Source organism: Photorhabdus sp. RW14-46 (assembly GCF_963887965.1).
GTDB lineage: Bacteria > Pseudomonadota > Gammaproteobacteria > Enterobacterales > Enterobacteriaceae > Photorhabdus > Photorhabdus laumondii.
Window position 1 is genome coordinate 108,242 of sequence record NZ_CAWPHH010000002.1, and the last position, 22,645, is coordinate 130,886.

The window sequence follows — 22,645 nt, forward strand, 5'->3', positions numbered from 1 at the left end:
CGTTCTTACACATCAGTCAAAACTTTTCCCTTGGGCTTAAAGGCACGACTGTAACGAAAAACTAGGGTAATTAGAGGAATAAATCTAACAATACCAGACGGTAGAGGAATCGACGCCAGTGAACTCTGTATCCAGCACACAGAGAGGATAAGGAGCGTCAGCGGACTTAAAAAAGCTTACTGTAAAGCTGTATTAGTGAGGAAGCCCCAATCTTGCATTCGCAAAACTGGGGCCTAATATCTTTCGCTTTATGTCGGGGAACTGAGCATCATGACAGGATGGGAGAAAAACCGTCGACTGGCTATGCTTTGGAAGCTCTGATTCACAAGTAATAAACTGTCAACATAATAATAGCGGTTTAGCCACCAAGAATTTATTCAGATCTTATCACCTAAACTGCTTTCCCATTTTTATCGAAAAAGCATTCACGATAGAGATAACCGTTGCACATAAACTGGGCAGTAGTTGCGTAATAAAACCAAGAATAGTTCCGTGATTTACCGAGGAATGATGATGAGCTTCTCCTCCCATAGCAATTTGCATAAAAACAGAGTTTGTCAGGTAGGCATAAACCAAACCGCAAATCCCTGTAACCAACAGAAAGCTTATAAGCGTGACGACCACCGCACCCACCCTCCGAGGTAATCTTCCTCTGATTGAATTGATGGTGAGCACGGTCAGGCAGCCCGGAGCAAAACCCCATCCCAAAATATACCAAATAATCATTAACCCCTTCAGCGGGATGCTATGTGCCATTTCTAATATATCAGCGCGCCATAATATAAGATTCAGGCATGCAGCCAACACAGCCAGAAATACGGAAACGGCAAAGCTATTGGGCAAAGTTAATTTCTTATTCACTAAAAGACCTTGAGACGAGCAAGAAATCTCGCACCAGTTACTGAGTTAAGAAGAAAGCTGCCCAAAATGCCAGCGATAAGTGCGGCAGTATATCCTTTAATCAGGAATAGCAACGGCATTTCTATTGAACCCCAATAATTCAGCCCCACGTTGTGGTCCAAGCCCCAACAAAGTGTTTGGCAAACACTGAATAACAGAGTGCTACTTACTGCGGTCATGATATAAGCGCCGGTACTTCCAGGCGTGAAACGTGCTGATACCAAGTAAGTCAACCCCCCAACGGCGGCCCCCATGCCAATACCACATAAACCAAGCGCCCATACGAGACGCCATACCAAAGGGCCATTATCGGGAAACAAAATAAGCCCCATTAAAAGAAATCCAGCCTCTGCGATAAAGCCCAAAGAAATAAATAGCTTAATCGTGCGTATAGCTCGTTTCTCACCTTCTGCCACCACATATTGCGGATCTCGTTCATTCACGATTCGAGTAGACATTTTTCATCTCCTGAATAGGTGTGTTAAATATCTGATGATGCCATTCAGTTTTATCCCTCTGAAGCAGACTATACACGCTGATGAATGGTATATACCCGTTATCCTTCAAGTTGCCTCTTTGTTGGCTGCACTCGCTCACCCCGGTCACATAGTTATCTATGTTATCTATGCTCCCGGGGATTCTCTCCCTTGCCGCCGCGATGCATCTTGAAATCCATAGGGTATAAACTGAGTCGAACGTTATAGCAGAATGCTGTCAGAGCGAAAAAAACACTTCATAAAATATTTCGAAAAATGATTTTTGGTGTATTACTGATAACTCCTAATTATATAAATTATCAATCAATAATATCCAAGCAATAAATGAATCAAATTATTTAATAATGCAATCACATAAAAAAAGTGATGTAATCACTATGGTATGAGGATGAAAATCTGTCAATATGGAATAAGAAATTAATAAGATAATCCAGCATATGGGCTTTTTAATATTTTGATATTTCTTCCACTCAGCCTGACAAAATATTCATAGCTTAATTAATGAATTGCAATTTATTTCCTCTACCTGCAATATCGCCAAAATACAATAATCAATACCTAATATTGAGGTTTGTAATAATAGGAATATTCAAGTGCGACACTATTTTAGTTTTATAATTTGACAATAACTCTATACTTGGTTATTAATTTAATTAAGCAACTAACAAGATAATTATTTAATAACCTATATCTATCAGGAGATATTTAATCACCATGAATAAATCCGAGCAAAAATTTAATATCAACGAAAGTGTTATCAACGTAGATGGAAAAGAGGTAAAGTTCTTCACATCCCAACCTCTCGATCCAATTAAGAATAACGCCAAGAGAAATCCTATCGTCTTGGTACATGGCACTGGCGGCAGCACAGAAATACATTTCGGTTATCTCTTTCAACTGCTTGCCTCGGAAAATCGAGTTATATCCCTAGATTTTTCTCAACCAATAAAAGCAAACGAAACGCTTACCCTTGAACATCTTGAAAAGCAGGTCGAAGCTGTTATTGAAGCAGCAGCGTTAGGAGAACCCGTCACACTAATAGGTTACTCTTTGGGAGCTGTTGTTACGGCTTCTGTTGCCGCTAAGCGTCCTGATCGGGTTTGTAATTTGGTTCTAATCGCAGGATGGATGAAAACAGATTTACAGTTAGAGCAATTTTTATCTGTCTGGCGTCAGTTATACGAGATCCAATCACCAGCTATTGCAGACTTTGTGATGTTTTGCGCTTTCAGCGGTGCCAGTCATGTAAATATGTCTCCAGATCAGTTTGCAGTCAGCTTCGAAAATGCCATACCAGAGGAATTTGAAGCATTACAAATGGACCTTAATGGCCGGGTTGATATCACTCAAATTGTTCCTACGATAAAAGCCACAACACTGATTATTGGCTGTACGCATGATCAAATGACGCCCATCCGCCACAGCAAAGCACTGTTTGGTGCAATTCAGGATGCACGCTTTACAGAGATAGCGTGTGGACATGCCGTCGTTTATGAGCGTCCTGCGCAGTTGGCACAAATTATTGACCAATTCTGCGCAGACCCCTCGCTCTATCCTGCCGGGACCTTAATCCCCGCTGACCAGTCATAATCCCTTTGATCCTCTGGAGAGCTATTACGAATAAAAGTACACCAGACCATGATCCACAAACAAACATATCGTAGACCAAGATGTAGAGATTATTATCATCGTCGCAGGCTTTGCTGGCCTTGGTATGGCCTGATTTTGCTCATTCAGGGAGCGAAACGGCAATTTCAATTTACTCCCTATACATCTTATGCAAAAACCGAAGTGGCTAGTTAATAAACTTTAATTTGAAAAGGCAAGAGGTTTGTCTCTCAAATTCAAACCTCTTACCGATGCCAACAATTGCAATTGTTTTAGAATGGCTTAGTCGGCAAATATTTCCCATCTAACGTAATTACAGCTCGTGAACCACCATTAGGATCATCGACCTTTTTGATATCAAGTTTAAAGTCAATCGCACTGATAATGCCATCACCAAACTGCTCGTGGACAAGCGCCTTAAGTGTTGAACCATAAACCTGCACCATTTCATAGAATCGGTAAATAGTCGGATCAGTCGGCACACCACCGGGGATACTGCCGCGTACAGGGATAGTTTGCAGCAGAAAGAAGGCATCTTCTTCAAGTTCAAGTCGGTCAACCACAACCCTCGCAGCATCGGCAGGCAATGGGTGCTGGCCGAGTAGTGCAGCAGTGACGAATGCGAGACTCAGACCGGTTCCTTGTGCAATATCCTCGAACGTCAAATTCTTGCGTGCCTTGGCGTCGATGATAGCATCAGTGAGGGCCAGCCGGGGAGTTTGGGAGTATTGAGATTGTGTCATAATGATTCCTTTGGATTAATAAGCTATTTAAATGCCGTAGTGAAACAAGGATTGCGTTGCAGAAACATGCGGATAGTCCGCAAGCGAAACAAATTGGCTGGCTAAGCCGTCTAGAGCATCGATCGAACCAGCCTCTATGTCGTAAATCCAGCCGTGTAGATTCAAGTGCCCCTGTTCCAGCCCGAGTGCCACGGACGGGTGAGTTTTGATATTAGCAATTTGAGCGATTACGTTTTCACGCACCATCGAATCAATTCGAGCAGGCTCACTAACGTGCGCACGGGCCCGATTAATCGCTTTCGCAGAATCTGCATAACACAACCAACTAGTAATCGCGGGCAGGTGATCCATACATTTACAGCTTGCAATTGTGGTCATGGCACCACAATCTGAATGTCCGCAAATCACAATGTCGGTGACTCCAAGCACAACAACCGCATACTCAACAGTAGCGGAAACACCGTCAGATTCTGCACTGTACGACGGAACGATATTACCCGCATTGCGTATCACGAACAGATCACCTGGCTCACTCTGAGTCAGAAGCTCTGGAACCACACGGCTGTCGGAGCACGTGATAAACAAAGTACGCGGATTTTGGCTGGTGGCAAGCCGCTTGAAAAGCTCGCAACGCTTTGGAAATACCTCGCGCTGGAATTGTAAAAAGCCTTCAATAATATCCTGCATGTCTTCACTCCATCGTGATCGATAAGAAAGCGGATGGATAAAGAATGAACGAATTTATCTATAGCGTCAAAGATCGGATTACTATCATCGCTATAGTATTTTCCAATAGTTTATTGTTATTCTGCGGCAACGTATTGGTTTTTTGTTGTTTACATTTTGCGAACGGCAAATGATGACGCTACAGTGTTTACATGACGTAAACTGAGTGAGTGACATGCACGTTATTTCCAAAGATCCATTTGAGAAAGCTGCTCGCGATTTCCCAAATGATGCGGATGCGATTATTGCAACGTATAAGCAGTTAAAAGAAAAAGATTTTGAGAACCCTGCGGAATTACGAAATCAGTTCCCCAGTCTTGATAATTTCAAATACAGAGACAAATGGTGGGTAATAGACAGACATAGAGACGAAAGAATGATTGCAGAACCTACCAAAGCACTTGAAGCCATAAAGGTATTGGTAGCTACTGTTCCCTTCTTTTAGGGAACTGCACTTCCGAGGACGCATATAATGATGCTCTGGCAATGGTGGATTACCTTATTGAGCACAATGATGAAAATCCACTATATTGGCTTTCTAGCCGCTAAAATCACTGAGTATGAAAACAATAATGAGCGCTTTGCTGCATTTAATAAAGCAGTAGATGACATACCAACCGGTGTAGCAGCGCTACGCGTACTAATACATCAATACGGACTCTCTTACTCAGACCTGAAAGAGGAAATCGGTTCTAAGTCGCTTATCAGCCAGATTTTCTCTGGTAAACGCTCATTAACGATTGCGCATATTAAGGCTAGAGCTGTTTCTCTAATGATTCAGAATAATTAATGTCATCGTGGCCGCACCATGCAAATGATGCGGCTTTTTTATCGTTCTCATTCTGTTCAAATCTTACCACCGAGTTATTAGGCAAGCGACCTATCACCGCATAGTAAGTTTGGTTAAATTCTTCTGCCATCGCAGTAAGAGTTTAACCCGGAGAGGAGAAAATTAGAAGCATCAGTCTTGAGTGCGCTTGGGCGCGGAAAAAACAAGAAAGGTATTTATAATACACGGTCAACGACTTTTTCCTAGCAGAGGTTTAGCCAACCTCCATTTGGTTGACCTCTTAACATGTAGTAAATAAATTTCAGTATTTAATTATTTAACTTCATTCTAAGACCAAAGCTGTTATTGCGGTTTTTTAATTCAGAATATAAAAAGCCACCCGAGGTGGCTTCCACGTATTAATGTCACTCTTCTGAATAATCATTGAGACTTAGTAAATTAATACAAGCTGTGTTGATCAAACTTAACACTAATTTAAAATAGTTCACGATAAGTCTCCATCATTACATTCGTAAGATCATACTCAGTACAGTGGTGATATTAATATAATTATATTAATTCAAACCAATTTATAAATTTTGTTACTCCATTCTCTGTAATTTTCTTCTCATAGAAATATAAAACTTTGTCTCCTCCCCCAGAAGATTCTCCATCCACGTTCTTAGCTAATTTATAGCTAAATGTTTCACCTTGATGATATTTAATTTGATCTTCATTTGGAGGGAAGTGATAATCTTGGAAAAACCAAATAAAAGTTGGAGCACTGGGTATCGTTATGCGAATAGCCTTCTTATTTTCGTTTTCACGTCCAATCCACGGCACCTCTATGCTAACTCCATATTCTGATTTGCTTTCAATTTTATAAGATTTGTTATTTTCCTGCCCCACTACAATATAAATGCTATCTTGGGTTTCATTAATAACTTTCTTAATAGTTGATACATTAGCCATTCAAAAATACCTCTCTTATAATAAATATTACTAGTTTAAACATAAATTGAGTTACTTAGAATTAAATTCTAATTTTCTTCCTCAATAATCTATATCGTATACAATAAAAATAAATCTCATAGACTTATTTTTTATAAGTGAATTGATAAGAAATTAAATATTTATAGTGGATACCAGTACATCGGTTTAGGGAATTATAACAATGAAAATCCTATCAGGGAAAAACATGCTATATCATATGCTAATGAAAATATAACCTGATGGGAAAGACATCTAAGTAGAAAATAATCTGAGAGCCAGTTTTTCTACGCTGACACCAAACTGTTAATTCAACCCGGCCAGTGATTATATTTTAGATTCATTAACTTATTAAATTACTCAAACTATACTGAGTTCTGTAAAGATGATTAATTATTTCGCAAAGCTATTTAAAGCATCACAAGAACAATTATCACTTTATTTATAGTATGGATTATTATATTTTGTTCATTGACCTCCAGCTATGTATATACTAGCTTTTAAATCTGAAATATATAATTTTTTGACCACCTAAAGACAAAAAAGTGAGGTTTACCTATGGATAATGATTTGAATAATTTCATGAACGCATGTCGGGAATTCAGAGAAAATATAATAATTTTAGATAAAAACAACCTAAAAGTTGAAAATGTTGATAATGGCAATCAAGAATTAGTTAACATTACTAATAATCTACAAAATCTTATTGAAAGAGAAGCACCAAAAATAAATAATTTACTGTCTGAATTTTCAGGAGAAATTAAAATTCATTCTGAAAGTGTTAATAACGAGATGTTAGAATTACAAAAGGATATAAACAATTCCTCTATAAATATCAATAAATTGAGGATGAGTTCGGGGCAATTAGTAACACACATTAATTTAGTGAATGGTCGATTAAAATATTTTAAGGAAAATGATAGTATAGAAAATAAATCAGGTTCATTAAGAGATAATATTAATGGATATAAAAACAACATATCAAGGATCTATAACCCACTTAAAAATAAATTGAAAAAAGATAAAAACAATATGGATGCAATAGATGAAATTAAAGACCTTTATAATCAAAAAAATAATGTTCTTCATGGATTATTAAGCGTGATTTTCAGGGATAATACAGAAACACCTTCTTCTATTGAAGATATTATAAAAAAAATGGAGTTTGGGAAAAGAAAATTTAATGAAGAAGAAATCTTACCTGTGGATTGGGGTTTCTGGGGTTTCGTCATAGGTTTATCTGGTTTGATTTTTGTGATAGGAATAATGATATCAGATAAGATTGAGAAATATAATGATTATTCTAACAAGATTATTCTCAAGGAAAAAAGTTTAATTGACTCAAATCTTGAATTGCTCATTGCTTATAAGCTGTACCATTCAACTAAAGGTCTTTCTGATGCGTGTGAAGGAATTCGCTATCATTACGCTAATGTTATTAATCAATTAATAATTAAGAATAATGAACTCTTGGAATTAGCTAAGAAAATTAAGCAATATCTTGATGGAAATGATTGGAATAAAAATATGGATAAGTGTAAATCTTTACTAGAACAATTTAAGGAAAAAAGTACACGAGCTGCAACCGTAAATTTTACTACTCTCTTATATTGTATTATTAATAGCAAACTAAAAAATTAGCGTGAATTTTGCTTAGGCTTAAATTAATCATGCTGTCTTTTTAGCATTTTATGAGTTTCTAAGGTTCAGAGGATAGCCGATGAGGATATCATTCCTCTCGGCAGATATTTACTAGCCAGCTCTTTTTTTCTTATTAGGAATACATCTATCATCGTCATAAATCATTTCTGTTACAGCTCCCCGTCCTGTCGAGGCTGTCGCAAAAGGCCCGCATTAGCCGTAAAGCCAGTCAGTTAAGCTGACTGGCCTTTCTTTTTACCGGGTATTTTTGCGGTTTACGCCGCACTACTCTCGGATATTTTCTGTCAGGAAGCTTCTCAGGTAATTCAAACATGCTTAATGTTCCCAATACGCTTAGGTAAATTACCCGCACTGCTCAGTGGCGTTGTGATCAGGTAGATTATCACATGCCGCGCACAATGCGAGAAGCTGAGTCTATTTGGTAAGATTTCGGTTTCCTTCACCGCTTCAATCAGTGCAATACGGACAAGGTTATAGGCGAGTAATACGCCCCACAGTTCCTGTTTCACCATTTCAGGTTTTTTACTTCTTAGTAGATGATTTGACTGAAGAAGTGTCTGCTTGATTTCCCTATAACTCAATTCTATTTCCCAACGCTGCTGATAGACTTCGACTCATTCATCATAAGGATATTTTTGCTGAGAAACTAAAGAGCTTAATACACGATATTCTTTTTTATCTATCGTATAACTTGTTAATCTCGCTGTTATTTCGTCCGGTAAATCAGTGAACTTTTTTCTTGATTGTAGGGATGTTTGCAAGGTAATAAGCCAATCCTTATCGCCCAGCTTTCTAACCTCTTCATAGTTTAAATCCTTCTTTGCAGGTATCATCCAACGTCTCTCTATTCCTGTTGTCGACCACTGATTTAACAGTCCTAAGGAATAGTAACCTCTGTCAAATAAGGTCAAAGAATGATCAGGGGTTCGCTCAATAAGGCGGCTTGCTAAAGTCATTTCACCCACATGTCGTGAATCAAAGGCACTCTCGAGTAGTAGATGACTTGAAAGCTCCATCAAGCAGCACATTCTTACTGAGAGATAATTGTTTTCTCCATATTTGTTTTTTTCACAACCGAACTCGCTTCTATTCTCAGGGTTATCCTGAGTTCTGAAAACAACACCATCAACAGCAAGAAGATTTAAACCACACCAGGATTCAAATTGCTGCGCATTAAAATGACATGCTGTAATTAATTGAAAGACTTCTTTTACCGCATCAACGCCAAGGCGTTGACCGGCTTGTACAAGAGCGCTCGGCGCTACCAACGCCTTTTTAACCGGTAATGAAATATCAAGTTTACTGGCGATATCCCACACCGATTCATGACGAAAAAAAGCCATTCCAATGACAGACCAGATGACTGAATCTAATGATAAATGTCGCTTACGTACAGTTGCTACACCAGATTTTTCAAAGGGTTGTTTGAGAAGGTCGCTATCTAAAAAGTGGCTAAGTTTATCAAGAGAAGAAAGTTCTTCATTGAACGAAATGGTTGAATCTAGCAACGATTGAAGTGACATAAAAAATCCGGCATCAAAGTTTGATACCGGATTTTGAAACCTTTTAAGGATCTGTCAACCGATCAACTGAATCGGCACTATGCATTAGCAGAGGTTTATGGCGGTTTTCGCTAAATCCATATAGCAAGCGCTCTGACTCATCTACTACCTTGCTAAGTTTCATGATCTGCTCAGGGATAAGCTACGGAGTTATACCACCAACGTTAGCACTAACTTCGGAACTGGGACACACCAGCGTTGACATGTTCAAGAAGCCCTTATAGTCTTCACTCCATCGTGGCCGATAAGACAGCTAACAGGTGAAGAATGAACGAATTTTTCTATAGTCTCAAAGCTCAGGATGTCATTACTTCCATATTATTTTCAAATAGTTAATTGATATGCTGCTACGACACATTCGTTATCTACTGGCAGTTGCCGAACATCAGAACTTCACCCGCGCCGCAGAGGAACTTCATGTCTCGCAACCGACCCTATCGCAACAAATCAGACAACTTGAAGAGTCACTGCACGTGCAACTGTTCGACCGCTCTGGAAGGAGTGTGCGACTCACCGATGCTGGCGAGGTATACACAAGTTACGCCCGTCGTGCATTGCAGGATCTGGATGCGGGGCAACGTGCGATTCATGATGTGCAGGATTTAAGCCGCGGATTGCTCAGGCTAGCAATGACACCCACCTTCACCACTTACTTCATCGGCCATTGGGTAGAACGTTTCAACGCACTCTATCCAGGAATTTCGTTGAATATCAAGGAAATGACACAAGACCAGATAGAGATCTCTTTAGCGGAGAATCAACTCGATCTCGGCATCGCGTTCTCAGACATACGTTCCCCCGACATTGATAGCGAACCATTGTTCATCGAAACACTTAGCCTGATCGTTGGTCAATCGCATCGATTTATTGGTCAACAAACATCATTGACGGCGAAAATGTTGGAACATGAAGGGCTAGCGCTACTAAGTAAAGACTTTGCAACGCGGAGCCATATTGATTTGTACTTCCAGAAACAGGGGATCACCCCACGCATTGCAATTGAGGCCAACTCCATCAGTGCAATCGTAGAAATTGTCCGTCGAGGGCGACTCGCAACTCTGTTACCTGATGTCATCGCCCACGAACAGACCGGGCTCTATTCCATTGCAATTCGACCTACGTTACCGCAACGCAATGCAGTACTGTTGTGGCGCCGTGGTGCATATCGAAGCGCGGCAAGCCAAGCGTTTGCCAATCTCATCATACACCATTTCGATGTACACCAAGAAAGTGACGATTTCTGATAAATAGAAAACACATCGCGTCTGGCGGCTTCCCTTCCGTATTAGGACAGCCAATTCGTAAGCTTGTTTCTAATGTAATCAGATGAAAGGCGCTCCTGCTCTAAACGTGAAGATTGGAACCGGCCAGAAATGAGATCATTAAACAACTTTGCTTCATCCTCATTTAGCAATGTAGGATTAGATTCAACTGGATTTGGTTCAGGAACCATTCTATCTTCATGAGCTTTAACAGTTTTAACATCCATCATCAGAGGCTCAATATCCATAAACTTGTTTCTGGCATCACTGAGAATAGATAAACCCCAAGTATCAATATCTCCCCAATACCCTACACGCTTACCTTTCAACCAAGCTGCATCCATCCAAGCAATGTTTTTCCCCCCGCCGATCACCGCTATCGTGTCAGACATTTCGGGTAATGCTAAACCAGACTGTAAGTTTTCAACTATTAATATATTCGATGCCGGAAGTTCATGCCTTCTAAGTAATTCGCTAGGTATTTGTAGTATCGGCATTCCCCCAAGCGCAACAGTTGCAGCACGGCAAAGCGGCCTGATAGTTAACCAGCCTTTAGGATTTATTGAACATCCCAACCAAGCGATAAGACCACCTGATGCCGAAACAGCTCCCTTGTGAATAATATCGGCCAGCTCTTCGATCAGGATTTGGTGGTTCTCAAGAAACTTAGTATCAATTCCAATGAGTGGCAGTGCTCTTAGATATTGCCCTTCCCCTAAGCCTTGCTTTAATTGTGGCAACAATTTTGCTAATAATTCCGCATCCCTCAACGAGAGTTTTTCCACAATATCTATGCACTTAACCAATGCAGGGTAGAGATCTTTATTAACCCACAAAAATGGCTTCATATTTCTTTCCCACACCTTACTTCGGGAAAGGGCATCATTCCCTAAAAATTGAATCAGACATTGCATCGATTCAATGACAACAAAAGTTGGAATGCGCTGTTCAGATAGTTCCCTGAAATTTTTGGAAGACCACTCTACAAGATCTTGATGGGGAAATGATTTCCACTCATCAATAAACCGTTGAAAATGAGCTATATCTAATATGGCAGAATTCCCTTTGGGCGGTTTCAAGCCAACGCGAATAGGGAATGCCTTGATGCCCAGTAACCGGGATTTTAGTGAGGAAAGGTTATCCCACTCACGTTGCCTAATGATGCTCTTAACTTGTGATGGCAATAACCCCCAACGCACCTCATACTGCCCTCTTTTCATGTCAGTTTCTCAAACTCAATACCCAAATCAGCCGCCTCATCAGGCAACTTTTTCTCCTTCTCTTCGCCCATTCTCCGGTCAATCTCTTCCCAAGTCACTTCACATAAATGGCTGTCATGGTTTTCCTGGTCTCTTTCCGCAATGAGCAGTGAACGAGCAGATTCTCTTGCCAGATTCAAGTTCTTATAAGGCGTAATCAAATTAACGTGAATATGGAGCTCCCTAAATACTCGGAGCACCCGCCGACTTACTGTTTCAGCCGTATTTGAGAATGCTTCATCCAAGAAAACAGTACAGTAAACCGGTCGATCATAGCCATCCGGCGTCAAAACATAGGCCAAACTTGCCGCGACAATAGTCGCCGCAAACGACTCTTTCTCGCCACCGGACTTTCCACTAGATGACTCCAAGACATCCCGAATCTCACCGGTATTACTATCCAACTCTTCGGCATAAAATGACATCTGATAACGAGGATCAAGCAGCCTTAAACTTTCCAATGTATTTGAGGAGCCAGGGGCACTCGCTTTGCCAAGTATTTCAACTACTTTAGCCAATTGACGGAACCGTGCTTCATGGTCATCACTGGTTACCTGACTCAGCACCTTACGCAAATGCTGTTCAAACTCATTAACATGCGGAAATTTCTCTCTCTTTGAACCTAGCTTTAAATGTGTCCCTGATCGAAACTCTGTACGCTTGAGGACCCGGTTAATGATATCAATCCGCTCAAGGATATCTTCCCGTTCAGATTCAAGCTTAGTTTTAATCCGCGCTAGTGACTGCGTTGCATGCTTATTCAAACGTTCAATAAACTGCTCCACAAGGTTGGGAAGCCCTTCCTCTTCCAGTTGTCGTAAATGATTAAGATAATCAGGTAAGCCACCAATATTACTTTGCCAGTCAACCGTGAAGACTTGCCATTTATCGTTAGATTTGAATGAGACCATAATGCTAATGGCTAATCTTTCTGCTTTGTCTTTACTGTTTCGGCTAATATCTAACAGACGTTCTAAATCTTCTTCAACTTTCAACACCAATTCAGACATCCGGCCTAAATCGTTTGTATTAAGCACGCCAACCCGAATCGCAAGTAATTGTCTGGCTGAATCAGGTAATCCTTTCGACGCTTTTGCCCGCGCTTTGCTCCATTCTTCTTTTGCATTTTTCAGCGTATTTTTAACGCCACCAGAATCAGAGTTGAGCTGATTTAATACCGATTGAATTTGAACTAGCTGCTCTTTAGCCGACTCCCAACGCTCTCTGGCCTTATCAAGATCACCACCTGACTGTTCCAACATCTTAAGGTCAACCTGCAAATCAGAAAGCTTTTCGTGCCAGTAAGGAGCATTAATATCATCCCAGCGGTAACCTTGGATCTTCTCCCAAAGAATTTTACGATCAGAAACAGAATTCAAATCTTGACGGGCCTGACTCACCTTTTTCTCGGTTTCCGCCAATTGCAGAGTTAACTCTTTTTTATCGTTATTCAGAATGGCTAAACGTGATTTGTTTGAAAAACCCAGACACCAGCGTCTTCTGTCATCTATTCGGTACTGATCTTTTTTCTCAAAGCGCCCTTTATCCATGTGCATTAACCCCTGTTGTGTCATCGAAAACGGGGTTTGATCCAATTCTTCCGTGCTTGAAACACATTGCAGGTCAAATCGTTGCAAATGGTGCTTGAGCCACTCTCGATAAGGGTGAGTGCGCCAAACCAGTTTCCTTAGATAACCATCAGACTTAAACACCACCGATTGGCCTTGAGTTGTAGAATCATTCACAACTTGAACACGGACATGTAAACCCGTATGCCGAGCGTTTAACCAACGAGTCACCATTGAATAACAATGATGTGGCACAGCAAGTGTTGTTCGTAACCCGCCTAACGCCCTCTCTATCGCGCCCTGCCAGCTCTTTTCACGATCTTCGACATCGATAAGCTCACCGATAAATACACATTGCTCTTTACTTAATTCTAAAGAATTAACCAGTTCATCTCGCAATTGCTGATATTTCACATCAATATTGGAATCGGGTCTTGCCTCGATTTCCCGAATTTCTTGAGAGATATCATGGATATTTGCTTGTAGCTCGCTGAATTTAGCACTGATGGTGGCAAACCTGTCCTGATACTCTCCTTCTTCTTGCTGAATACTGGCAAGCCGAGTTGATGCGGTGGATTGATTTTTGAGAAATACCGCCTCCTCTAATACAGAAGGGAGAGCCAGTTCGTTGGCATGAGTTTGATATTGAGATGAATTTCTAACCACCCGATTCAACTGAGTTTGGGTATGATCAACTTCCTTTCTTAGCGACTCTATTTTATCCCCACCAAATTGAAGGTACTCCTCGTGCCTTCGCTCAACCAGCTTATTCGCATCCACTTTCTGCCCTTCAACTTGGCTAATTTTTAGAAGTAGCGCTTCCAGTTCAGCCTCAATATCAGTAATTTTTTCACTCCACAATTGTGCAAAAATCTCACCAAAGTAAACCGGGAGACTATTTTTCTCAGCCATTAGCTCCGCAAATTCTTTGGTTGTTTTTTCGATAATTGAGTTGAGTTCAGGTAACCTGGATAAGTGCACCTTTTGTGCTCTTGCATCCACTAATTGACTATGAATTGCCACCAGATCAGCAAACTCTTCCACGACCTTTTTAGCATCATCCTTGACCGTACTCGGTTCCAGTACTAATTCACGAATCAACCCGGTTAAATCATCAATTTTTTTCAGACCTAACGCCCGCGATAACAGTGCAGGCGCATTCTTATTGTCCATATACAGGAGCTTTCGGTACAACTCCTGATAATCAGAAAAATTATCATCACAGCACGTAATCGTCGGATCATCACGAAGCCATTGCTTGAATGCCCGGGCATTACCGTTCCCAAAAGCATTAAGCATTTCCTTAAGAGTCAGATCTCTTTTGGCAACAACATAAACGCGTGTCACATCCGCAAGCACATTCGTCGATTTAGTAATCCAGAAAAGCGCCGCAAGCGTAATTTTTGACCCATCATCACCCTGATACAAAGCCCTAAGCCCAGTCACCACGCCAAATTCACGCTTACTTCTGACTCTCGTCCCCACTCCGTCATGGGCAGATCCAAAACTTCCCCGCATATAGGAAAGTAAAGTCCGGTCAGAACGATCACCCTGCGCCGCAGCCACATTAAAAGTTGCCTTTCCGGCAGGAAGCAGCAAAGCCATAAGGCCATCAATAAATGTCGATTTTCCGGCACCATTATCTCCAGTGACCAGCGTTCCCATAGGATCGATCAACGCGGTATGCAAGCCATTAAATGACCCCCAGTTATACACTGAGAGTTCAGCTAATCTGATTTGACCAACGTGAAATAATGAATTAGCCGAAAGAGTTTGATCAGTCATTTTTCATCTCCTGTCTATTCCTCTTCATCTTGATAATCAACAGCGTCGCTGCCATTTTTATTTAGCTCAATACCCTTCTCTCCCGCCATTTTCAGGTATTCATTAAGCATGCTTTCGAGAAATTCAGCGCTGACTACATAGCGGATCACCGGCGTAATCTCGAAGCGATCCTCGCTTCCCCGGACCGAACTCAATATTTTTTTCGTCACCATTTTATCAAGAGCGCCCTTGAGTTTTCTTCGGTCAGATTTCGTGCTGTTTGTCAGCGGTAAAAACGGTGTCAGATGAGATTCTATACGTTCAATATCAATGATAACCCTTTGCTCTCCCGAAGTTTCCCGGTCCTGGTAGTGTTTACGCAGCACTAACAGCAACAAGGTATCGTATAAAGAGAGCGTCCTTCGGCTAATCAGAGAGACAACCTCTTCATCATCTATACCTAATGATTCAGTATCTTCCTCATTCTGAAAGCCAGCGATAAAGGCGACACCTGCTTTTTCATCTAAAACTAACCTCAAATAGACTTCTGACAGATGTTTGCGTACAGCAGATTGGTATCGACAAAGTAATTCAAACAATTTAGCTTTCTGCGAAGACAAAATAACACCCTGACGCAGCAAGCTAACCAGCACCCGGCGCGCATCAGGCGGCATATCACTGTTTGAGTTTTCAGCGTGCTTACTGACTAATACATCATCAACCTCACAGGATGGGCTTTGATTGACAATCGAAAAAGCAACATCAGATTCAACGCCGGCTGTATCTGTAAGCGGGTCATACTCTGATTGAGTATGGTGTTTTATCAACTGATCGAAGAACCCTGTCTTCTGTTCTTCCTGAGGATTGGAATCAGACTTACCAAGGGTAGCGAGGGCACCATTATCTTTATTCAACTTTTTACCTACCATGCATTACAACCCTCACTATATATCTCTACAACCATTTTCTATTCACCATCTAAAGAACCAATTCATCCAAACTGTCTGGAAACAGGTCCGCACTCAGCAAGAAAGTGGGTATAGATGCCCGCAAGCGAGCTCCCCGTTTGTCACTGATTTCAACTGATTCCTTTTCTTCCAATAATGCCGCCCCGACAGATTTGGCCACTCTCAAATAGGCAACTAACTCCTCCAACCCTGAATTAATCGGCTGATAATTTGCAATAGACGCAATCGTCATTGGACCAAACTCTTTTAACGTTTCTAGCGCCCTCTCAGCGATTAATCGAATTTGAACAACATCAAGGCAATCCAGCATTTGCATACTCGGTTCGCGAGAATTGAGCTGTTCTTCAGCATCTGAGGTATCCAGCTTTTCATCAGGTGATTTAAGCAGCATGCTTTCCGGAGAGCTAATACTTGCCGCGCCAACGGGCAGTGACAGCATTGTTGCCGTTTGCAAGTCATAACCTAAGTTCTTCAATTCAATGGCGAGTCGTTCCAATTGACCAAGCAATCTATCAACAGCACGATTTTCTTGAGCAGTGCCACTCTCTATGTAAGCACGCAAACTCTCTTCCGTTCTTCGCCTGATTTGAAAAACTCTGTCACTCTCGCGGCTCAGTTCTCTCATGAGCTGACTTAAGAATTGGCGCTGTTGGGTACTTAAGTGTTCTGCGACCGGACGACTTAAAATACTTCGAAGCTGATCTCGTAGCTCCATCGTTCTATTTTGATCACATAACAAATCAAAAAAGCTTTCAAACGCACTACCGGCATCCGTTTTAGCCAGTAACGCTTCCTTTTCTAAAACAGCAAGAAGGATATCTCCTCTGGTGGAGTCCCCCTCAATAATTTGAATACGAATTTCCTGATCCAACTGACGAATTTCATCTTCAACACGGCGAAAATCACCCGTTAAAACAGAAGCCAGTTGGTAAATTTCACGAATTCTTTCCCGCTGCTCAGCCTTGGTTAATTCGGTCACAACGCCAGCCCTCAGAGCATCAATCTCTCTCTGAATCTCGGATTTTCTATCTTCCAAAAACGCGACACGCTCATCGGCATTTGGGCTAATCGCTATTGCAAAGTCCCTGACCGCTTCCTGCACAATTCGAAGATGAGACGCAGTGGTCCCTGAATTGCGTTCATCAAGCCCTTGGCTAAAGCGGAGTGCAATTTCACTGGCATCCGTTTTAGTTAATGTGTCATCCATCTCACGCAACCAGCCTTCCCGAATCCATTTATTGAGATAAGTACCCGCTCCTGTTTCAGTTTCCCAAAGGCCAAGTTCACGACAGCGTACCAGCTCTGCATCAAGTGACACCCGGGCACGACTAAAAGGGACTTCACTATCCTCGGAAAATAACTCCCCCAAAAATGCCAAAATTACAGGAGCATTATCAGCTCTCAACAGTTTCCAGGCAGCACTTTCCTGAAATAGACGGCGGTACTTTGCCTGTAACCCTTGGAAATTCAACTTGCCTCCCTCTATGTGGTGATAAGTAAAAAATCACCACCAAGAATTTTGTATAATTTACAATCGAATAAAACTATATCATCATATTTTTTTATTATGTCAACACAAATTACTGGCTTTTAAACTATTCAGCGCTGTGACCAATGGGAAAATTAAGCTTATAAGTCCACCCAATTTTGTGAAAAAAGCAGCAACATGATGAAAAACAAAAACTGCTAGCGCAGACAGATAATAAGGAGATAAACAATGCCTCAATTATCATCAAACGCGCATAAAATCATCCGCCCCGGTTATACCACGCTCCAGGAACTGGTGAGCCGGGTTCTTTCTGATGAAAGGCAGCGACTTGGACGTATTCTGACGGAGCGACTTGATGACGCCACCATTTCCGGTCTGGACAAGCTGATTGAGCGAGATGATACCCTTTCCCGACTCGCGATCCTCAGGCAGGATGCGCGTGACTTTGGCTGGCGCCAGATGGTCCACGAACGGGAAAAACGAGCCATCCTGGAGCCGCTGCATCGTAAAGCCTGCGACATCCTGCCGGCACTGAATATTTCCCAACAAAACCTGCTGTATTACACCAGCCTGGCAAATTTCTATACCGTTTACGATCTTCGCAACCTGAAGCAGGAGCAGACCCGTCTTTATCTGCTGTGTTATGCCTGGATCCGCTATCGCCAGTTCAGCGACAACCTAGTGGACGCGATGTTTTTCCATATGAAACAGCTTGAGGATGAAAGCCGCAGAGTGGCTAAACAGCTTATGGCTGACATACAGGAAAAACACCGCCGTGAAACCTCTAAAATCGGACGGCTGTTATCGCTTTACGTTGACGACAGCGTTCCGGACCCCACCACCTTTGGCGAAGTCCGTCGTCGTGCCTGGAAAATCATGCCGCGGGAGACGCTAAAAAGCACCGCACAGCACATGAGTGTGAAACCCGTTAGTAAGCTGGCGCTGCAGTGGCAGGCCGTGGACGGGATGACGGTATTAATCCGGCGTCATCTGCGGCCATTATATCTGTCACTTGACCTCACCAGCGTGGTCCAGGACAGTCCGTGGGCTGAAGCGCTGAGCTGGCTAAAAATGGTGTTCAGCAAAAAACAGACGCTTTCGCAGCGGTCGCTTGAGGAATGCCCGCCGGAAACATTACCAGCGCGGCTACGCCCGTACCTGCTGGAGTCAGGCGAGGATGGTGAACCCGCAGGCCTGAACGCCGGGCGCTATGAGTTCTGGGTCTACCGGCAGATAAGAAAACGCTTTCAGTCAGGTGAATTCCACCTCAACGACAGTCTCCGGCACAAGCATCTTTCTGATGAACTTGTACCGGAAGGGGAACAGGCCGCTGTGCTGGCTGAAATGAACATCCCCTTTCTGCAGAAACCAGTTAAAACGCAGCTCAAAGCGCTGGAGTCCGAGTTACACCGACAATGGAAAGCGTTCAACCGGGAGCTGAAGCAGGGGAAGCTGAAACACCTGGAATACGATAAAGAAACGCAGAAACTGACCTGGCATAAATCCGTGGTCAGTCGCCATAAGGCGCAGGAGAAGCGTTTTTATGAGCAGCTACCGTTTTGCGATGTAACCGACGTCTTCCACTTTGTTAACGAGCAGTGTCGGTTCCTCCCCGCCATGAAGCCGCTGCAGCCCCGTTATGCAAAAAAATACGCTGATGCAGACAGCCTGATGGTGGTCATTGTTGCTCAGGCAATGAATCATGTCATGGCGAGAACCAGCGATATACCGTTCCATATACTGGAGACCACGTACGAACAGTACCTTCGCCTGGCGTCGTTGCTCGCAGCCAATGACTGTATCACCGATGCCATTAAGGTCCTGCCGATTTTCCCGCTCTATTCGTTTGATCCGGAGACCCTTTATGGCGCCGTTGACGGGCAAAAATTTGGCGTTGAGCGACCGACAGTAAAGGCCAGACATTCACGTAAATATTTCGGCCGCGGTAAAGGTATGGTGGCCTACACACTGCTGTGTAACCACATCCCGATCTACGGGTACCTGATTGGCACAAACGAATATGAAGGCCACCATGTATTTGATACCTGGTACAGAAATACCTCAGAAGTGAAACCCACGGCCATCACCGGTGATATGCACAGCATCAATAAAGCCAACTTTGCGATCCTGCACTGGTTTGGTCTGCGCTTTGAACCTCATTTTACCAACCTGAACAGGCAGCTGCAGGAACTGTACTGCACCAGAGAGCCGTCGGCCTATAAAAAATGCCTGATTCAGCCCGTCGGGCAGATTGACCTGGATCTTATCACCCGCGAAAAAAGCAATCTCGATCGTATTGTCGCCACGCTGGGGTTGAAGGAGATGACGCAGGGAACGCTGATCCGCAAATTGTGCACGTACACAACAACCAATCCGACAAGACAGGCAGTATTTGAGTATGACAGGCTGGTTCGTAGCATTTACACGCTGAAGTATCTGCGTGATCCGCAGCTGGAACGCAATATCCGTCGCTCCCAGAACCGGATTGAATCTTATCACCAGCTACGCGCCGCAGTATCAAAAGTCGGCGGAAAGAAAGAGTTAACCGGGAAAAATGACCTTGAAACGGAAATCAGCAATCAGTGCGGGCGGTTGATCTCCAACGCGATCGTTTATTACAACTCCGCGATCATGTCGCGACTACTGGAACGACTGGAAGCGGAAGGGAACGCTAAAGGCATTGAGGCTCTGACCCGGATATCACCGGTGGCCTGGCAGCACATTTTGTTGAATGGGCATTACACCTTCCAGAGCAGCAATGAAATTATTGACCTGGATGCACTGGTTGCGGGGCTGAAACTGGGGTAACGGAAAAATCGGTTCTGTCGCATTAAGCGGCTAATCAGGTAACATTCTGTTTTTTTATGATGCTACTGATCCGAAAAGCTTTCCGCCGACTTCATTATCCCATTGATATTATCGCCCAGTGTGTCCGCGGGTATCTGACTTATGCCCTGAGCCTGCGCAACCTGGAAGAAATGATGGCAGAGCGCGGGATTATCGTTGACCATTCCACGCTCCACCGCTGGGGTATTCGTCTGGTACCCTTACTGGATAAGGGTACCAGAATTCTATTTACTAGCTGCCTGAAATATGAGCAACGTGCTTTCCCCTGATTCTGCGCTGCTAATGCGACAGAGCCAATTAGAATCATAATGCGACGAAATCCTTAATTACGCTCCAGCTTAGAGTAGGCAATCGGTTTTTTCGCGCCAGTCTGCAAAATCGCGCTGGTATCCTGCTGGTCGTTTGGGCGGTAAAAATAGAAGTAATCCTCGCCAGTGGAGTTCTGCTTGTACATCATCTGAATGCCTATGCCATTAAGCAAGATGCTGGATTCCAACAATACCTTACGAGCATCGTCAACATTATCACACTTGAAAAAAGTATCGACGCGATTACTTAATTCGAGCAGCAAATGGGAGAAATCCCTGTTGTCTGCATACTGGCGGAAATCCGATGTTGATGCATGAATCGCCTTGTTGCCAGTAACGGCAAGATCGACAATAGGCTCACGCAAGTCCCACAAAATGCCGTCGTAACCCTGAAAATCATTCCCTTCCACTAATTTGCGCAGATTATCCATTGCCTGTGGGTGGTAGCCCGCATTCGGATCTTTTAGCGAAAAATCCGGGTTCATATTATCCTTACCAAACAAGTCTGCAGTTTTGATTCCGGGCGCGATATTGATCCCGGACATGCCTCGCTGCTCGGCCTTTTCCTTGAGTTCCTTCAGCGCTTCGTGCTTGAATGAACAAAACACGATGCTTTCCAGCGGCGCAGAAGCGTGCCCGTCCAAATCATCAGCCAGTAGGTCCAGCGTTTCGTTGACAGCGCCAGCGTCTTTCAGCTCGATGTTAAGGATAATGGTGTTTTTGCCATACAGAGTTAATGTCTGGTTAGCATCGTTGACCAGTTCCATCACCTCAGCCAACGTGGGCATGGTTTCACCATTGCGGCCAAGCGGAATGCGCTTCAATTCCTCTACTGTCTTTTGCCCAACCAGATAGGACTCGGTCGTTTCCCCTTCAGGCAATTGGATACCGCTCCTTTCCACCTGAAAAGCATTACGCCAGATTTCATCATCATGGGTTACGACCACTTTGCCGTCCCCAGATTTGAAGATATCGATTTCGATGGCATCAGCCCCCTGCAGAATGGCTGCCTTGATCGCCTGTAAAGTATTTTCCGGCAGGTACTTGTCCGGGAAAGAGGAGCCAAACACACTGGTGGGACCGGTTCCGCGATGGGCCGTCAGCAGCAAATGATGACCTGTACGCTCTTTCAGCATTTCGCTGTAACTTCGGTTTTCCAGCATTGTTTGTTTTTCGCTCTCATTCAACCGGGTTAAAATAAGGTCAGCTTGCTCGTCGATTTTGTGAATAGCTGATGTCGTATAAATGGAAGTAGGGGAAACGTTCATGTCTCAATCTCTCTTATTTCTAATTTATTGAATTTTAAACGTAGTCACCGTCTAAAAAATATCAATTTTCGCTCAAAGTTATGGCATTTTTCATTTGTAGCTAATACCGGCACATGACATTCATTCGTCGGTTGTGTCGCGTTAACAGAGGGAGGTTGGCAAAATTTGCCTGCTGGTATCCGTGATTCTCGATGGACGATCCATGTGGTGGAGAGGCTCAGGAATCAGTGATGGCAGCATAACTCACTACTGCCCCAGGGTTTTTCATGCTCTCGTCATTTAGCCGTTGTCACTCAATCGGTCGTTTGTGGGACAACCCCGCCGTTGCTGACCGCGGAAAAATCTAGGTTTCCGGCGCAGAACCCCATCAACAAGAAAAGTAGCAGGAGTACCCTTTCAAGGTAAAAATGGGCGGTCTAGACAAACCGCCCGATGTAAACAATGGAAAATTCCTA

General features: G+C 43.0%; 17 protein-coding genes and 3 pseudogenes. 7 read left to right on the forward strand and 13 right to left on the reverse strand.

From position 1 onward, the window contains the following. Window positions 1–387: 387 nt before the first annotated feature. The 3 genes from AACQ38_RS02290 to AACQ38_RS02300 are packed head-to-tail and all read right to left on the reverse strand — an operon-like array spanning window position 388 to window position 1,506. Window positions 388–861 carry a hypothetical protein gene (locus tag AACQ38_RS02290; RefSeq protein WP_011144521.1) on the reverse strand — a complete coding sequence of 158 codons (474 nt, stop codon included), beginning with the start codon at window positions 859–861 and terminating at the stop codon, window positions 388–390. Next, window positions 861–1,358, reverse strand: a complete 498-nt coding sequence (locus AACQ38_RS02295; RefSeq protein ID WP_109791239.1) for a hypothetical protein — start codon at window positions 1,356–1,358, stop codon at window positions 861–863. Before AACQ38_RS02295 ends, AACQ38_RS02290 begins: the two co-directional genes overlap by 1 nt. Next, a complete protein-coding gene (locus AACQ38_RS02300; RefSeq protein ID WP_158538212.1) occupies window positions 1,336–1,506 on the reverse strand; it encodes a hypothetical protein in 171 nt (56 codons plus the stop codon). Before AACQ38_RS02300 ends, AACQ38_RS02295 begins: the two co-directional genes overlap by 23 nt. A gap of 605 nt (window positions 1,507–2,111) precedes the next feature. Between AACQ38_RS02300 and AACQ38_RS02305 the strand changes: the two genes are divergently transcribed. Beyond that, window positions 2,112–2,987, forward strand: a complete 876-nt coding sequence (locus AACQ38_RS02305) for an alpha/beta fold hydrolase (RefSeq protein ID WP_165577318.1) — start codon at window positions 2,112–2,114, stop codon at window positions 2,985–2,987. A 290-nt stretch (window positions 2,988–3,277) separates the two neighbouring features. On the opposite strand, the gene cynS is transcribed toward AACQ38_RS02305, so the two are convergent. Continuing rightward, window positions 3,278–3,748: a cyanase gene (gene cynS / locus AACQ38_RS02310; RefSeq protein WP_165577320.1), complete on the reverse strand. Its 471-nt coding sequence runs from the start codon at window positions 3,746–3,748 to the stop codon at window positions 3,278–3,280. A 27-nt stretch (window positions 3,749–3,775) separates the two neighbouring features. After that, a complete protein-coding gene (locus AACQ38_RS02315; protein ID WP_165577321.1) occupies window positions 3,776–4,435 on the reverse strand; it encodes a carbonic anhydrase in 660 nt (219 codons plus the stop codon). Window positions 4,436–4,649: 214 nt separating this feature from the next. On the opposite strand from AACQ38_RS02315, the gene AACQ38_RS02320 reads away from it, so the two are divergent. Together AACQ38_RS02320 and AACQ38_RS02325 are read left to right on the forward strand one after the other, a co-directional pair. Beyond that, window positions 4,650–4,919: a type II toxin-antitoxin system HigB family toxin gene (locus AACQ38_RS02320; protein WP_165577407.1), complete on the forward strand. Its 270-nt coding sequence runs from the start codon at window positions 4,650–4,652 to the stop codon at window positions 4,917–4,919. 27 nt (window positions 4,920–4,946) lie between these two features. Beyond that, window positions 4,947–5,264 carry a helix-turn-helix domain-containing protein gene (locus AACQ38_RS02325; protein WP_242685503.1) on the forward strand — a complete coding sequence of 106 codons (318 nt, stop codon included), beginning with the start codon at window positions 4,947–4,949 and terminating at the stop codon, window positions 5,262–5,264. 549 nt (window positions 5,265–5,813) lie between these two features. Here AACQ38_RS02325 and AACQ38_RS02330 read toward each other — a convergent pair. Then, window positions 5,814–6,215, reverse strand: a complete 402-nt coding sequence (locus tag AACQ38_RS02330) for a hypothetical protein (protein WP_165577322.1) — start codon at window positions 6,213–6,215, stop codon at window positions 5,814–5,816. A 576-nt stretch (window positions 6,216–6,791) separates the two neighbouring features. Here AACQ38_RS02330 and AACQ38_RS02335 point away from each other — a divergent pair. Further along, window positions 6,792–7,874 (forward strand): hypothetical protein, encoded by a 1,083-nt coding sequence (locus tag AACQ38_RS02335; protein WP_165577323.1) that lies wholly within the window; start codon window positions 6,792–6,794, stop codon window positions 7,872–7,874. 326 nt (window positions 7,875–8,200) lie between these two features. On the opposite strand, the pseudogene AACQ38_RS02340 reads toward AACQ38_RS02335, so the two are convergent. Both AACQ38_RS02340 and AACQ38_RS02345 read right to left on the reverse strand, forming a co-directional pair. Continuing rightward, window positions 8,201–8,494: pseudogene (locus AACQ38_RS02340) on the reverse strand (transposase); the annotation flags it as partial. Between the two features lie 15 nt (window positions 8,495–8,509). After that, window positions 8,510–9,418 (reverse strand): IS4 family transposase, encoded by a 909-nt coding sequence (locus AACQ38_RS02345; RefSeq protein ID WP_207631766.1) that lies wholly within the window; start codon window positions 9,416–9,418, stop codon window positions 8,510–8,512. Window positions 9,419–9,798: 380 nt separating this feature from the next. Between AACQ38_RS02345 and cynR the strand changes: the two genes are divergently transcribed. Then, entirely contained in the window at window positions 9,799–10,701 is a 903-nt protein-coding gene (cynR, locus tag AACQ38_RS02350; protein WP_165577324.1) for a transcriptional regulator CynR, read from the forward strand. A 41-nt stretch (window positions 10,702–10,742) separates the two neighbouring features. On the opposite strand, the gene AACQ38_RS02355 is transcribed toward cynR, so the two are convergent. The 4 genes from AACQ38_RS02355 to AACQ38_RS02370 are packed head-to-tail and all read right to left on the reverse strand — an operon-like array spanning window position 10,743 to window position 17,749. Further along, window positions 10,743–11,939, reverse strand: coding sequence for a Wadjet anti-phage system protein JetD domain-containing protein (locus AACQ38_RS02355; protein ID WP_165577325.1), 1,197 nt, complete (start codon window positions 11,937–11,939; stop codon window positions 10,743–10,745). Continuing rightward, the gene (locus AACQ38_RS02360; protein WP_165577326.1) at window positions 11,936–15,331 is read right to left on the reverse strand and encodes an ATP-binding protein; all 3,396 of its coding nucleotides are present in this window, start codon (window positions 15,329–15,331) and stop codon (window positions 11,936–11,938) included. The genes AACQ38_RS02355 and AACQ38_RS02360 overlap by 4 nt, the downstream gene beginning before the upstream one ends. A 14-nt stretch (window positions 15,332–15,345) precedes the next feature. Beyond that, window positions 15,346–16,239 (reverse strand): DUF4194 domain-containing protein, encoded by an 894-nt coding sequence (locus AACQ38_RS02365; RefSeq protein WP_165577327.1) that lies wholly within the window; start codon window positions 16,237–16,239, stop codon window positions 15,346–15,348. A gap of 49 nt (window positions 16,240–16,288) precedes the next feature. Further along, window positions 16,289–17,749, reverse strand: a complete 1,461-nt coding sequence (locus AACQ38_RS02370) for a DUF3375 domain-containing protein (protein ID WP_165577328.1) — start codon at window positions 17,747–17,749, stop codon at window positions 16,289–16,291. A gap of 264 nt (window positions 17,750–18,013) precedes the next feature. Between AACQ38_RS02370 and AACQ38_RS02375 the strand changes: the two are divergent. Further along, window positions 18,014–20,575, forward strand: a pseudogene (locus AACQ38_RS02375) (Tn3 family transposase); the annotation flags it as partial. Between the two features lie 59 nt (window positions 20,576–20,634). Then, window positions 20,635–20,835: pseudogene (locus AACQ38_RS02380) on the forward strand (IS6 family transposase); the annotation flags it as partial. Between the two features lie 101 nt (window positions 20,836–20,936). Here AACQ38_RS02380 and AACQ38_RS02385 read toward each other — a convergent pair. Continuing rightward, on the reverse strand, window positions 20,937–22,190 hold the full coding sequence (locus AACQ38_RS02385) for a glycerophosphodiester phosphodiesterase (protein WP_165577329.1): 1,254 nt from the start codon (window positions 22,188–22,190) through the stop codon (window positions 20,937–20,939). Between the last annotated feature and the right edge of the window lie 455 nt (window positions 22,191–22,645).

What these genes read in the sequence shown, in the direction of transcription:
- AACQ38_RS02295 (WP_109791239.1), bottom strand. Translation starts at nt 1,358, where the DNA reads ATGTCTACTCGAATCGTGAATGAACGAGATCCGCAATATGTGGTGGCA.
- AACQ38_RS02305 (WP_165577318.1), top strand. Translation starts at nt 2,112, where the DNA reads ATGAATAAATCCGAGCAAAAATTTAATATCAACGAAAGTGTTATCAAC.
- cynS (WP_165577320.1), bottom strand. Translation starts at nt 3,748, where the DNA reads ATGACACAATCTCAATACTCCCAAACTCCCCGGCTGGCCCTCACTGAT.
- AACQ38_RS02315 (WP_165577321.1), bottom strand. Translation starts at nt 4,435, where the DNA reads ATGCAGGATATTATTGAAGGCTTTTTACAATTCCAGCGCGAGGTATTT.
- AACQ38_RS02320 (WP_165577407.1), top strand. Translation starts at nt 4,650, where the DNA reads ATGCACGTTATTTCCAAAGATCCATTTGAGAAAGCTGCTCGCGATTTC.
- AACQ38_RS02325 (WP_242685503.1), top strand. Translation starts at nt 4,947, where the DNA reads ATGATGCTCTGGCAATGGTGGATTACCTTATTGAGCACAATGATGAAA.
- AACQ38_RS02330 (WP_165577322.1), bottom strand. Translation starts at nt 6,215, where the DNA reads ATGGCTAATGTATCAACTATTAAGAAAGTTATTAATGAAACCCAAGAT.
- AACQ38_RS02335 (WP_165577323.1), top strand. Translation starts at nt 6,792, where the DNA reads ATGGATAATGATTTGAATAATTTCATGAACGCATGTCGGGAATTCAGA.
- AACQ38_RS02345 (WP_207631766.1), bottom strand. Translation starts at nt 9,418, where the DNA reads ATGTCACTTCAATCGTTGCTAGATTCAACCATTTCGTTCAATGAAGAA.
- cynR (WP_165577324.1), top strand. Translation starts at nt 9,799, where the DNA reads ATGCTGCTACGACACATTCGTTATCTACTGGCAGTTGCCGAACATCAG.
- AACQ38_RS02355 (WP_165577325.1), bottom strand. Translation starts at nt 11,939, where the DNA reads ATGAAAAGAGGGCAGTATGAGGTGCGTTGGGGGTTATTGCCATCACAA.
- AACQ38_RS02360 (WP_165577326.1), bottom strand. Translation starts at nt 15,331, where the DNA reads ATGACTGATCAAACTCTTTCGGCTAATTCATTATTTCACGTTGGTCAA.
- AACQ38_RS02365 (WP_165577327.1), bottom strand. Translation starts at nt 16,239, where the DNA reads ATGGTAGGTAAAAAGTTGAATAAAGATAATGGTGCCCTCGCTACCCTT.
- AACQ38_RS02385 (WP_165577329.1), bottom strand. Translation starts at nt 22,190, where the DNA reads ATGAACGTTTCCCCTACTTCCATTTATACGACATCAGCTATTCACAAA.